General features: G+C 59.7%; 8 protein-coding genes and 1 riboswitch. Of the genes, 2 read left to right on the top strand and 6 right to left on the bottom strand.

Translation table 11 applies throughout. The annotated features are described in order from the left end of the window. Complete coding sequence (locus CO583_RS08985) at positions 1 to 2,229, bottom strand: TonB-dependent receptor domain-containing protein (RefSeq protein WP_249103374.1); 2,229 nt, start codon at positions 2,227 to 2,229, stop codon at positions 1 to 3. Positions 2,230 to 2,479: 250 nt separating this feature from the next. Continuing rightward, positions 2,480 to 2,594: riboswitch (TPP riboswitch) on the bottom strand. A gap of 159 nt (positions 2,595 to 2,753) precedes the next feature. Here CO583_RS08985 and rpe point away from each other — a divergent pair. Further along, a complete protein-coding gene (gene rpe / locus CO583_RS08980) occupies positions 2,754 to 3,428 on the top strand; it encodes a ribulose-phosphate 3-epimerase (protein ID WP_081847690.1) in 675 nt (224 codons plus the stop codon). A gap of 3 nt (positions 3,429 to 3,431) precedes the next feature. Continuing rightward, positions 3,432 to 5,075, top strand: coding sequence for a heparinase II/III family protein (locus tag CO583_RS08975; RefSeq protein ID WP_052349005.1), 1,644 nt, complete (start codon positions 3,432 to 3,434; stop codon positions 5,073 to 5,075). Between the two features lie 5 nt (positions 5,076 to 5,080). On the opposite strand, the gene CO583_RS08970 is transcribed toward CO583_RS08975, so the two are convergent. The 5 genes from CO583_RS08970 to CO583_RS08950 form a co-directional block, all read right to left on the bottom strand. Next, positions 5,081 to 6,301, bottom strand: coding sequence for a GIY-YIG nuclease family protein (locus CO583_RS08970; protein WP_081562567.1), 1,221 nt, complete (start codon positions 6,299 to 6,301; stop codon positions 5,081 to 5,083). Between the two features lie 4 nt (positions 6,302 to 6,305). Continuing rightward, positions 6,306 to 8,399 (bottom strand): DEAD/DEAH box helicase, encoded by a 2,094-nt coding sequence (locus CO583_RS08965; RefSeq protein WP_249103373.1) that lies wholly within the window; start codon positions 8,397 to 8,399, stop codon positions 6,306 to 6,308. A 4-nt stretch (positions 8,400 to 8,403) separates the two neighbouring features. After that, complete coding sequence (locus CO583_RS08960; protein WP_249103371.1) at positions 8,404 to 11,154, bottom strand: DNA methyltransferase; 2,751 nt, start codon at positions 11,152 to 11,154, stop codon at positions 8,404 to 8,406. Between the two features lie 128 nt (positions 11,155 to 11,282). Continuing rightward, entirely contained in the window at positions 11,283 to 12,533 is a 1,251-nt protein-coding gene (tyrS, locus tag CO583_RS08955; RefSeq protein WP_043559705.1) for a tyrosine--tRNA ligase, read from the bottom strand. A gap of 45 nt (positions 12,534 to 12,578) precedes the next feature. Continuing rightward, positions 12,579 to 13,271 (bottom strand): alpha/beta hydrolase, encoded by a 693-nt coding sequence (locus tag CO583_RS08950; RefSeq protein ID WP_043559620.1) that lies wholly within the window; start codon positions 13,269 to 13,271, stop codon positions 12,579 to 12,581. Between the last annotated feature and the right edge of the window lie 163 nt (positions 13,272 to 13,434).

Below are 13,434 nucleotides of genomic sequence, written 5' to 3'. Positions count from 1 at the left end.
TCAGAACCCGGCTGTCAGGCTGGCAAGGGCGGCGAAGGGTGCCCCGATGTAATACCCCGGAGCCGAGCCGCTGACCCGCCCGCCATGAAGGCCGGTCGTGTCATGGGCATTCAGGGTGGTGGAGTTGATGCCCGAGAGATAACGCTGGTTGCTGATGTTGCTCAGGTTCAGCCGCAGGGTGGGCTGGTGCAGGAAACCCGCATTGTTGAAGCGGTAACCAAGGGTCAGGTCGGCTGTCATGATGGCAGGGATGCGCTCGTCATTCATGAAGGTGGAATATTGATGGCTCATGTAATGCATGGAGATCATGCTGAAGAAGTGCCCGTCATCATAGCGCAGGCCTGCTCCTGCCTGAAAATGGGGGCTGCGGACGGCTGTTTTGCCCGCTGTGGGCAGGATGTCGCTCCCGGCGGCGATGTTGTTGTCGATGGTGGCATGGAGATACTCGAAGGACGCATAGGGGCTGATATGGTGCCATGGGCGTGTACCGAGCTCCACATCCACACCGCGGGAGGTCTGTTTCCCGGCATTGATGGTCGTGGTGATGTTGGGGTTGCTCGCTTCCCCGGTCTGTACCTGCCGGTTGCGGAAATTATAGTTGAAGAAGGTCAGGCTGGCCGTCAGCCAGTCTCCCGTGCGGCGGTAGCCGAATTCCTCGGAGACGGAATATTCATTCTTCAGGCGGTTGGTCCCGGTGCGGCTGATGGTGCCGTTGGGCACGCCATTGGCATCCACACCGGCATAGCTGTTGTAATAGGTGGAGATGGCCGGTGCCCGGAAGTTGGTGTTCACGTTGAGGAAGAGCTGGTCCTTCCTCGTGACGTTCCAGCGCATTCCGAAACGGGGCAGGGGTTCCTGCCTGTTGCTGGAGATGTTGCGCTGCGGGCCGGGTACGTCGTTGGTTCCCCAGCGGTGCATCATGACCTCCTTGAAGCCGATGTCCATCACCAGCCTGTCCTGCATCAGGGAGATGTGGTCTCCCACATAGAGGGCGTTGGTCTGGGACATGGTGTGGAAGCCCCCGGCCAGATAGGGGTTGCCATCCGGCATGAGGATGCGGCTGCGTTTCCTGTCAGCCCAGATGCTGGCGGCAGAGCCGTCATTTCCGACGGCCGTGAAGGGCTGTGGTTCGTTGTCGTCTGAATAGTCGTACCAGTAGCCCATGACGAAGTCGTTCCATTTGTAACGGGCATGGAGGGCCATGTTCACGCCAGAGCGGTAGCTGCGCTGGGTGTAATCCGCCCGTACGGTCTGGCCGTCCGTCACGGGCAGGGAGGTGACGGGCTGGGTGCCGTAATAGTTCCCCGTGCTGGAGAGTGTAGAGCCGGAGGGGAAGTTGCCATAGGCACGCTGGGCATAGGGCGTGATGTCGAAGGACAGACGCTGGCTGAAATGCAGATGTACCGGCGCACCGACATAAAGCGTTTCCTCCGGGTCGCGGGAGAGGCGCCAGTAACTGGTGCTGTTCTCGCCGGGCTCGAAATGCTGGGTCAGTTTGCCGCTATGGGTGCCGTAGGTTTTCCAGTCCTCAAGGGAGGTGAAGGGATAATAGCTGGTATTGGCCCTGTTCCATGACCCCAGAATGCCCGCCTGATTGCCTTGCCCCCATTCTTTGAGCAGCCGGAAATCAATATGCTGGCGGGTATCATAGCCGCCACTGCGCCAGTTATCCGCATGTGTGTTGGAGTAGGAGACAAAGCCTCTCACGCCGCTATGGCCTATCTCACCCGTTTCCAGCCGGATGAACCCCCGTCTTGTATTGAAGGACCCATAGGAGAAGGAGGCCAGCCCACCGGGCTTCAGGGACGGGTCGAGGAAAGAGAGCTTCATCAGCCCACCGGCGGCGTTGAGAACCGGGCTATCCAGATCGGCTGACCCCTGCTGGAGACCGACCTTGCTGTAATTCTCCGTATCGGCGAACTGGTTGGGGTACCCGCCATAGGAGGCAACATCGTTGAGCGGCATGCCCTCCAGCACGTAGCCCAGGGCATCACCGTTCAGGCCGCGGACGCTGATGTTGGTGTTGGGCGAGATGCCGAAGGGGTCGGATGTCATGACATTGGCACCCGGCAGGACGGACACGAGCTGGAAGGCCGAGGCCGTAGGCGCCTGTATGTCCATGTAGCTCCGGCCCACCTCGCTGATGGATTGCGTGCCATGCTGGGGCTGGATCAGCCCGCCGCCCCGCTGCACGGTTTCCGGGGCCGCCCGGGTAGTGATGTATTCCACCTTTTTGGCCTGTACGGCTTTGGCCGGTCTGGCATGGGAAGGCTGTTGGGCCGGGTGGTGGTGTGCCGCCGACGGATGAGTCGGTTTTCCTGAGTCTGCCAGTGCCAAGCCGGGGCTGCACAGGAGCAGAAAGAGAGGGGCCTTTTTGTGGCTGGAAAAAAATAAGCGCATGGAATCTTCGCCTTCGGAGCACGATGGTGAAGGTTCGCTGTGCAGGCGTCAGTTCAGGGGAGATGACGGGGACATCCCGTTCCGTGCTGTTTTCCTGTCCCTTCGCCGGTACGAACCGGATCAGGTTCAAAGGGTTGGATGGGCCGGACCCATCCTCTCAGCCTTGTATGGTGAAGGCACCCCTCGGAACATTGCCCCCTGTTAGCAGAGAAGGCAGATCGTGTCCATTTTCTGTCATCTCTGTACAGATGAATGGCCATGTACCGGCGCAAAATGGGCTTCTCTTGTAAAAAAGCCTTATTCTGCCAATATCGGATGAAAATATGCATCTTCAGTTTTCAGAGAGAGGTTACATGCCCATCATCGCACCGAGCCTGCTTGCCGCCGATTTCTCCAATCTGCGTCATGAAATGGGCAGTGTGGCGGAGGCACCATGGCTGCATCTTGATGTCATGGATGGGCATTTTGTTCCGAACATTTCCTTTGGTATGCCCGTCATCAAGGCGCTGCGCCCTCACAGCAGGGCGCGCTTTGATGCCCACCTGATGATCGAGCCGGCAGATCCCTATCTGGCTGCCATGGCAGAAGCGGGAGTGGACCACATCACCGTGCATGTGGAGGGGAATGCCCATCTTCACCGTACTCTCCAGAGCATCCATGCGCTGGGTTGCAAGGCAGGTGTGGCCATCTGCCCTGCCACGCCGCCGGAGGCTCTCTCCGAGGTCATGGACATGGTGGACATCATTCTGGTCATGACGGTCAATCCTGGTTTCGGAGGGCAGAAATTCCTGCATGGCCAGTTGGCCAAGATACGGACCCTTGCCGGGATGATCCGGCAGAGCGGCCGTGACATCGTGTTGGGTGTGGATGGTGGTATTGATGAGACCACCACCCCACTGGTGACAGAAGCCGGAGCAACCATGCTGGTGGCTGGTTCAGCCATTTTCGGCAGGGATGACCGGGCGGCAGCGATCCGGGGCCTGCGTGCGGCGGCCAAGCCTGCCACACTGGCCCCATCAGGGGAATGATGGTTGTTTAGGTCCTTCAGGCGGTATTTCCGGTTGCTGCTCGTCTCCCTGCCCCAGCGGCAGCATGAGGGGACAAGCCCTGTCTGTCTCTATCAGGACAGGGAAGAGGGCGATGTGGACCAGGGCGCCCTGCTGACGGGGGGGGTGTTCCGTTTTGCCCAGAAAACCTACAGCTTGCCCCTGCGGGGGGTCTGGCAGAGCAATAGCTGGCCGGAGGATGTCCGGCGCTGGTTCTATGGGTTTGACTGGCTGAAGGACCTGCGGACCTTTGGCACGAATGGAGCCCGGCTTCTGGCGCGCTCCATGGTGGCATCATGGGCAGACCGCCCCCCGGCTGATCCTGTCGCCCGGGAAAGCAGCGTGATGGGGCGGCGGCTGGCCAATTGGCTGGGGCATTATGAGTTCTGCCTTTCCACGGCTACGGAAGGGACGCAGCAGCTGGTGCTGGATGCCGCCGTGAAGGAGGCCCGTCGTCTTTCGGCCATGCTGCCTCTGCCTCCCATGGGGTGGGAAGGGCTGGCTGTTCTGCGGGGCTTGCTGGCCGTCTATATGGCCGTGCCGTATTATGATGGGTTCTTCAAACGGTTTGAGCAGCAGCTGCCGCTGGAGCTGAAGCGCCTGCTGGGTGATGAGGGCATTGTGGCCGAGCGCAGCCCGGAGGCCCAGTATCGTTGCGTGCAGGAGCTGACAGCCATTCAGGGCATGTTCACCACGTTGCAGTGGATGCCGCCGGACTGTGTCCCGGTGATGCTGGGGCGGGCCTGTGCCGTGTTGCGGGCCTTCTGCCATGGGGATGGGGGGCTGGCCCTGTTCAATGGGTCGCAGGAGCGTGGTGCGAAAGCCGTGCAGGCTCTGCTGGAGCAGGCAGAGCGATACAAGGTAGTGGCCTCCAGCCTGAGCCGGGGCGGTTTTGCCCGCCTGACAGCCGGAAGGGCCCTGCTGCTGGTGGATGCCGCCGCACCACCGCCGCAGGGGATGGATGGTATGGCCCATGCCGGTACATTGTCTTTTGAGTTCTCCCACGACCGGCAGCGTCTGTTCGTCAATTGTGGGGCAGCGGAGGGCGGCCCTTGGCGGCGGGCCCTGCGCAGTTCGGCAGCGCATACGATTCTGGTCGTGGATGGTGAATCCTCGTCCGATTTCGGGAATGATGGCCACGTGACCCGCCGTCCCTCACAGGTACGCTGCGAACAGAAACGGCAGGGTCGTGTTCAGGAACTCCATCTGTCGCATAATGGGTACTACCCGTCCTACGGTGTCCTCTGGTCCCGTTCCCTGTTTCTGGAACCATCCGGGGAGGAGCTGCGTGGCAGTGAAACGGTGGAGGGGGAGCGGGATGTGTCTTTCATGCTGCGGTTCCACATCCATCCCGATGTCCGTGTGGAGCGGGAGGATGATGATATCCTGCTTCATGCGCCCTCAGAGCTGTGGCGTTTCCGTCAGACAGGCGGGGTGATCATGCTGGAGGATGATCTTTACATGGGACGGGGCGTGCCGGAACAGACAGCCCAGATTGTCGTCCAGTCCTGCCCTGGCCGTCCCCTGCCGCCTGCTGAGGAAGAGGCAACTGAAGCCGGGGGCAGGGCCGCCAAAGCGTCCAGACGCCAGCAGAAGGTGGACTGGGTGCTGGAGCATGTCCCACTATAAGGGTGTCAGGAAGACGCCTCCTTGCGGATGATGGCCTGTTGATGGGGATCATACGTATGGAGGTGGAGGGTGCCCTTCTGGAGGAGGTGGGCTGCCTGGCCGACCAGTTCGGCGGGGAGCAGGAACCATTCCTTCGGGTAGATCTGTTTTCCCAGTCGGTCCCGGACGTGAAGTATTGCCCGTGAGGGGGCAAAAAAGCGGTGCAGGCAGTCTTCCACCTTGCGATGGGAAAGATTGACCAGCGTATAGGTGGCTACAATCTCCACAGGGGCCATGAGAAAGGTGGGGTCATTGCGGGCATCAGCGACCCGGCGGCGAACGTCACCACTTGTGACGCCGATCTTGTAAAGTTTTCCCCGCAATTTACGGATTGATGGAACTTCGGAGAGGGAGCGGGCAACGTAAATGGTACCGGTGGCGTTGGCCACGGTCTCGCTCCCGGCGAGGGGCCCAAGGCCGATGCGGGAGATGAACCGGGCCGTTTTGTCCTCTGTCAGGGATTTACGGAAGGACGACATGAGCGGGTCGCTTTCCGTCCCATTGGAGAAGATGATGCGCAGGCGATGCTCTCTGTCGCCATGGCGATAGGTCTTTTCGTACTTCTCGGCGACATAGGCGATCAAACCGTTGCGGATGAAGAAATCGCCTTCTGCAGGTTCAAGAATCTGATTCTTTCTCACACGCCTTGCCGTACGGAGGCCGTTGGTTATCTCCTGCTGTACGGTCTCGAACAGGGCCTCATAATCCTGAAAATTGGCGCAGGGCGTGATGGTGGCCTGATGCTCCGGCACGGCCCGTTCTGCGGCGGGGCTGGAGTGGCGGAGGCTGAAGATGCTGGTATCCATCTCCAGATCATCATCATCGAGAATATCTTTCAGTGTGTGGGGGATGTCTGTGAAGGCCTGCTCATCCCGCCAGTCGGGCAGAGGGGGGGATGATGGCAGGTTTGGTCTGGCAAGCAGCCCCAGCCTGTCAGCTTTCTTTATGGCCGGGGAAGGGTTCTGGGCCAGACGATCAAGTGCGGCAGAGAGGCACATTTCTTCGTGATTTTCAGCCGTGTGCCTGGGAAGTCTGCCATTGTTTTCGACAAAACGTTCTGCTTCCTTCAGAAGGTCCAGTCCTGTCCTGCGGTTGGTCTGCCCTGTGCGGGCTGAGGAGGTATCAACCGGAAGCAGGCCGAGTTCATCATCTTCTGTAAAAATATCGTTCAGCGTGAGACGTTTCATCAGGTCAGCCCTGTTGCTGCTGGCGGAGAGTCCTGGCTTTTTCTCTGGCAAGATGAACCAGAGCCATGGCCAGACGCTGCTCCAGCTCATCGGGTGAATGGCTGTCTGGCATACGGCCTTCCTGGTCACGAAAAGCCTTGATGCGGGGCCAGAGGGCAATGGCCTCCTCAGTCGCCATGGGGTAACGCTGGGCGGTGAAGGCGGTCTTGATCTGTGCCAGCAGGGGGGCGTCCATGTCGCGGGAGATGATTTCAAACCGTTCCCGGAAGCAGTTGACGCTGTCGATCAGCTCAATATCGAGTTCTTTTACGTTGATGAGTCGTTGGACGAGGCTGAGCAACGTGTTGGGGGCGCTGGCCGTCTTGTCTTCCTCTGTGGTCTCTGTGGTGGGAGGGGTGCCCGCCCCGGATGAAGACCCGCTCCCGTGGGGTGGTGCTGGGGGTGTATCCGTTTCCTGAAGGGTCTGCCGGGCCAGTGTGGAAAGATTGATGCGGGCGGAAAGCTGCTGCCGGACAGATTCCGTTTCATCCTCTGTCAGATCAGGGTAGCGTTTCTCGATGATGCCGGTCAGCATGGGCTGGTTGAGGACCTCGGGGGCCGTGCCGGGGTTCAGGGCACGGCTGGACATATGTTGATGGGTGGTGGCGACAAGGTCGTTCATGTCCCTTTCGCAGATGTCACGGGCACGCTGGGTCGGCGGTTCATCAAGGTTGTGGATGCCAATGGTGACATGCCCCTGTGCATCCGTGCTGACAGGAGCACGGATATCGCCGTCTTCCCGCCTGTAGAACTTGAAGTTCGGTGCAAGCACCTGTTCCATCAGCAGGGAGCCGGAAATGGCTTTGAGCATGTCATTCACGGCATCCTGCACGATTTGCGTCTCCACCCCCGGCTCGGCAACCAGATTGGTGAAGACAGCCCGTGTTTTGGCGGGGGCGTCCCGTGTGGCCCGGCCGATGATCTGGACGATCTCCGTGAGGGAGGAACGGTAGCCGATGGTCAGGGCATGTTCGCACCAGACCCAGTCGAACCCTTCCTTGGCCATGCCGAGGGCGATGATGATGTCCACCTTGGCCCGGTCGGCTTCGTCATCCCGTTTGCCATCCGGTCCGGTGATGGTTCTGGCAAGGCTGGCCTTGATGAGGTCCCGGTTGGGGCCATCATCCACAAGGTCAGCCAGTTTGATGAGTTGGCCATCAGGCCGGCGGATGATGTCGAAGCCGGTTTCCGGGTCCCGCCTTTCAACCGTGCCGATGAGGTCGATGATCTGCCCGACCTCATCATATTTGTCACCAAAGGCCTCGGATGATCCACGGTGCGGAATATGGATGATGGTCTTGCGTGTGGGGTCCAGAACATCCTTCAGCCCGTTGATGTAGGTCCCTTTATAGAACTCGTAGGAGATGCCCAGCGTCTTGAGGAACTCATAACCCTCCAGCTGCTCATAATAGCTGTAGGTGATGGGGGTGAAGCGGGTCTCATCCTCCGGGCGGAGAACGGGGATGGAATCCCCCCGGAAGTAACTGCCCGTCATCGCCATGAGGTGGCAGCGGTCCCGGTTCAGCAGCTCCCTCAGGATAAAGCCGAGGCGGTTATTGTCATCAGCCGAGACATGATGAAACTCATCCACGGCGATGAAGCAGGAATCAAAACAGGCCACATCATCCTGTGCGGCAATGGCATCATACCCGAAGCGGAAAGTGGCATGGGTGCAGACCAGCACCTGTGCCGTGTCATCCTTCATGAAATCCTGAAAAGCCCGCACCTTGCGGGGGGAGCTTTCGTCACTGTCGAGGCAGAGATTCCAGCGGTCTTCCACCACCCAGTCACATTCAAAACCGGGGAGGGATGTGCTGCGGAAGGAGCCGCCGATGGAGGTTTCCGGCACACAGATGATGGTCTTTTTCACATGCTGGTGGCGCATCTTGTCCAATGCCACGAACATGAGGGCACGGCTTTTCCCGGCGGCAGGCGGGGCCTTGAGGAGGATATGCTGGGCCTGCCGGACATTGTAGACACGCTCCTGCATGGGGCGCATCCCCTGTGCGTTGGTACCTGCCTTGCTGTGGCCATAGGTCATGGTGAGCATGTTTGCCATCGGGTCAGCCCTCCTGATTCTTTGTCGTGGAACGTTTTTTGCGGACGGTCTGTTTCTTCCGGCTTTGTGCCACATGGGTAGCATAGCGGCGGAAGAGATGCTCCAGCCGTTGCGTATCGTTGGTGAAGGGCTGGCCCTTGTTGTACAGCCCCTCCAGCAGGGCATCATTGGCCCGATGGGCCTCCCGGAGATCGGCAGGCATTTTGTCCGGGTCGTACAGTTCGGCCAGATTTTTGTCGAAGTAGTACGCCCGTACCCGCATGATCGCCCGCCCGGACTGCTTCAGGGCCTCTTTGTCTGCCTCCGTGAGGGCAGGCACGGGGAAGGTGTGCCAGCCGAGCGTGTTGGAGTAGCGGAAGTCTGTTTTCAGCTTGCCGCAGACTGAAGCTGCCCATGCCAGATGGAGGCGGGAAACCAGCAGGGCAAAGCACCATTCCGGGGCGTCATAGAGGACGAAGTTGAGGTTGGAGGAAATTGTGTCAGATTTGACCCGGATGGCCGGAAGATAGGGACGGCGTTCCGAGCTGACACTGGGGACGAGGTAGGCGTGGTTTTGTGGGGCGTCATGCTCCCTGAATTGCCAAGGCCGGTCCAGCAGTTTCTGGTTGTTGCGGGCGTCTTTCATGGCAAGACGGGCTGCATATGTAGCCTTTATGCGTTCGGCAATTGGTGGAATCTGCCTTGCCTGTTCCAGCTCTGTATCATCAATCCAGAGGCAATAACGTTCAAGGTTGTTGATGGCCTCTTTGGAACCCATGAAATGCCGGATGAAGGGCTCAGCCTGTGGGGCCTGTTGCAGGAGCTGGACTTTTTCGTCTGGTGAGAGGATGAGATGGCCGTTATCGGTGGGTTGATTGCCTCGTAACATTTCAGGCAGATTGAAAAGGCTTTTGCTGGCTTTTTCAATGTACACGTCTGGGGCATCCAGCAGATAGGCATTGATGTTCTGCGCCTGATGCTCTGTCTCTCCGGTGAAGAGCCGTTTTGGTGTTGCGATGGTTTTGGGGTCCGGGCGGTTGCGCAGCCCGACAATGATGCAGATGACAGCAGCATTATGGCTGGCATTGTTGCGCCATTTGAAGGAGGTATGGGCGAAGCTGATCTCCAAAGCTTCCCCCAACAGGTCGGGCCAGAGGGCATTGACGGCCTGCCCCTGGCAGAGCGAGTTGGTGGAGACCAGAGCCGCTTCCGCCTGACGTCCCTGAATATAGTGGGCGGTTTTGAAGAACCACGCCGCCACATAATCCAGCCCCTTATAGTTTTTCACGGAGCCGGAGAAGGTGATGGCCATATCCTTTTTCTGTTCTACCTTCTGGTATGTTGAACCCAGAAAAGGCGGATTGCCGATGATGTACACCAGCTCACCATCCTCCGGTGGCGGGCAGACCATATCCCAGTCGAGCCGCAGCGCATTGCCGCAGACAATATGGGCGGCCTCCCGCAGCGGCAGGGGGGCGATGGCCCGGCCAAAACGCTCTGCAAAGAGAGCATTGGCCTGATATTCCGCAATGAACAGTGCCAGCTTGGCCGTTTCTGCAGCAAAATCGGCACATTCTATGCCGTGAAAATTGGCAATCGGGATGGCAGAAAACAGCTCCATCGTGTCATTGCCGTTCAGCGCCGCCAGCCGTTGCAGGATGGTCATTTCCAGTTCCCGCAGCTGGCGATAGGCAACGACAAGAAAGTTCCCGGAGCCGCAGGCAGGGTCAAAAACATGGATATGCCCGAGCTTGTGCAGGAGCTTCTGTAGGGCAGCGGGTTTGTCCCAGTCCTTCTGGATATCGCTGCGTAGACCATCCAGAAAAAGGGGGTCGATGACTTTGCGGATATTGGGGACGGATGTGTAATGCATCCCCAGTTCGGCCCGGATGCCCGTATCCGCCACGGACTGGATCATGGAGCCGAAAATGTCGGGGTTGATGTCCTTCCAGTCCAGCGCACAGGCATCCTTCAGGTAGCGGAAGGCCGTGACATCAAAGGTCGGTATGGCGATGTCACCAGCAAACAGCCCGCCATTGACGTATTCCAGCGGGGCCGTCCAGTCTGGCTGGTGGCTGCGTTCGTCCTTTGGCAGGTTCATGGCCTCAAACCCTGCCTGAAGGACCGTATGCAGGGCCTCACCTTTTTTCCCGCCATAATCCAGTACGAGGCGGCTGAACTGGTCTTTGGGGAAGATGCCGACATCCTCGGAGAACAGGCAGAAGATCAGCCGCATCATGAACTGGTTCATGATGTGCGTGTGGCTGGGGTCCTTCCATTCCGGGTTATGCCGGATGAGGGCATCATACAGTCTGGCCAGCTTGCCCGTTGCCTGCACGTCAACGGGGTTTTCCTCCACGGCACGGTAACGTTCTTTGCCGGCAGCAGGGAGGAAGAAGCCGAAATGTTTGGCCATTTCATTCAGCGGACAATGGAGGCTCTCCCCGCTGGCAGGATGGAAAGCGGCCAGCATGGTACCGTCCGTCGTGAGGAGGATGGCCGGTTTCGCCTGTTTGTTGCGGGTGGAGGCTTTTAGCTGGTCCAGAACGGCATCAACCGTCGCCTGCTCCGTCTCTCCGGCTGGGGCAAAATGGAACCGGCGGCTCAGCAGAACCCCGCCGGAGAGGTCGGAACGGTTCGTTGCCCCCTTGCGAAGCCTGTCCACGGTTGCTTTTGCGGCATCCGTAGCAAGGGCAAACTCGTAGGGAAATGCGCTGGCATCGTAGGGCTGAGAGGTGAGGTCCGAGAGAGCATCGTAAATTTCAGTCGGATTCACAGCATTAACCCTACATTAAGAATGAGGGATAAGCGGATCACATACCGTCAGTTTTGTCCAGAGGTGTTGCGGCATGTCACGCTGCCAGAGAGGGCGCTGCTTTCCCTCCCTGACGGCGTGGTGTGCGGTTACCCAACCCGGATGAGGATGTGCTTCTTCTTGCCGGAGGACAGTTTCAGCGTGCCGTCCGTCAGGTCGGCGGGGGTGACGGTCTGGTTCTCATCCTTGATGACGACGTCATTCAGCCGGGCACCACCGCCACGGATAAGGCGGCGGGCCTCGCCACCGCTGGCGGCCAGTCCGGCCTCTGCAAAGAGCCTGAAGGCAGGCACACCCTCGGCAAACAGGCTGGCGGGCACGGCAACTTCCGGCAGGGCGGCCTGGACGCTGCCCTGCTCGAACACCTTGCGGGCGGTTTCGGCAGCTTCCTCGGCGGCTTCACGGCCGTGGCAGATGGCCGTGGCCTCGGTGGCCAGAATCTTCTTGGCCTCGTTGATCTCTGCCCCTTCCAGCGCACCGAGGCGTTCACATTCCTCCACGGACAGGTCCGTGAACATCTTCAGGAAGCGGCCCACGTCGGCATCCTCGGTGTTGCGCCAGAACTGCCAGTAATCGAAGACAGGCCGCCGCTCTTTGCGGACCCACACGGCTCCGTTGGCGGACTTGCCCATCTTGGCCCCGGAGGAGGTGGTGACAAGCGGCGTTGTCAGCCCGAACAGGCGTGCCCCATCCGTGCGGCGGGCCAGGTCGATGCCGGAGACGATGTTGCCCCACTGGTCGGACCCGCCCATCTGGAGAATGGCCCCGTGGCGGCGGTACAGCTCCCGGAAGTCGAACGCCTGAAGGATGGAATAGTTGAATTCAAGGAAAGTCAGTCCCTGTTCCCGGTCCAGCCGCTGCTTCACGCTTTCGAAGGAAAGCATCCGGCTGACGGAGAACTGCACCCCGACATCCTGAAGCAGGCTGATGTAGGAGAGCCTGTCCAGCCAGTCCGCATTGTTGACGAGACGGCACGCCCCATCCTCAAAATCCAGAAACTGTCCCAGAGAGGCCCGCAGCCCGGCAAGATTGTGGGTGATGGTCTCGTCCGTCATCAGGGAGCGGGCCTCATCACGGAAGGAGGGATCACCGATCTTTGCCGTGCCGCCGCCAATCAGGGCGATGGGGTTGTGCCCGTGCTTCTGGAGCAGCCGCAGCATCATGATCGACATGGCATTGCCCACATGCAGGGAGTCTGCCGTGGGGTCAAAACCGATATAGGCCGTAACGGGACCTGCCAGCATCAGCTCGTCCAGCGCCTCGAAATCGGTGCACTGGAAGATCATCCCACGGGCCTGGGCTTCCCGCAGGAATGGGCTTTTAAGTGATGTATCGGTCATGAAGGGCATCTTTCCTGATGGCTGTCCTGTCGGGGCGGAGCGGGCTTAGCCCACGGCCTCTGCCGCAGGCTGGATCATGGCGTCTTCAGGGGCGAAGAGATTCCGCTGGCGGGTCGTCACGTGGTCCTCCAGCGCATCGGCAATCAGTTCTGCCTGCTGGGAGAAGATATGATCGGCCTCGGGGAAAACACGGTAATCCACCGTGACATTCTTCTGCGTGTTCAGCTTGTCCACCAGCTTGCGGATGACAGGCTCGGGGGCCATGCTGTCCTTTCCACCGGCGATCATCAGGCCGCTGCACGGGCAGGGAGCGAGGAAGTTGAAATCGTAATCGTCAGCCGGAGGAGCGACGCTGATCCAGCCACGGATTTCTGGCCGACGCATGAGCAGCTGCATCCCCACGAAGGCACCGAAGGAATAACCGGCGATCCACAGCTCCGAGGAGTTGGGGTTGATCATCTGCATCCAGTCCAGCGCAGCGGCGGCGTCGGAGATTTCCCCGATTCCACCATCATACCGCCCCTGGGAGCGGCCAACCCCACGGGAGTTGTAGCGCAGGACAGAAAAGCCCATGGTCTGGAAACGGCGGTACATGGTGTAGGCGATGCGGTTGTTCATCGTCCCGCCATGCAGCGGATGTGGATGGATGATCAGGGCGAGAGGGGCGTTGGGGTCTTCAGAATGATGGTAATGGCCTTCGAGCCGCCCATCCGGGCCGGCAAACATGACTTCAGGCATGTGTCTCTCATCTCTTTGTCCACCCCGTTGCCTGCTGAAGGCCCAGAGCGGTTATGCGAACCGATAATGCCCGGGTCCCTGTCCGGGCCCGGGCATGATTTTACGCCCCGGGCAGAAGGCACGGCCCCAGTCCGGGAAGAACATACCGGCGTTGTATATCGGT

This window comes from Parasaccharibacter sp. TMW2.1882 (assembly GCF_023337635.1).
Lineage (GTDB): Bacteria > Pseudomonadota > Alphaproteobacteria > Acetobacterales > Acetobacteraceae > Bombella > Bombella apis.
Note: the sequence above shows the minus strand (reverse complement) of the source record. Positions and strands in the feature narration are given on the sequence as shown.

Coding starts and splice junctions, on each gene's coding strand:
- rpe (WP_081847690.1), top strand. CDS start 2,754: ATGCCCATCATCGCACCGAGCCTGCTTGCCGCCGATTTCTCCAATCTG.
- CO583_RS08970 (WP_081562567.1), bottom strand. CDS start 6,301: ATGAAACGTCTCACGCTGAACGATATTTTTACAGAAGATGATGAACTC.
- CO583_RS08965 (WP_249103373.1), bottom strand. CDS start 8,399: ATGGCAAACATGCTCACCATGACCTATGGCCACAGCAAGGCAGGTACC.
- tyrS (WP_043559705.1), bottom strand. CDS start 12,533: ATGACCGATACATCACTTAAAAGCCCATTCCTGCGGGAAGCCCAGGCC.
- CO583_RS08950 (WP_043559620.1), bottom strand. CDS start 13,271: ATGCCTGAAGTCATGTTTGCCGGCCCGGATGGGCGGCTCGAAGGCCAT.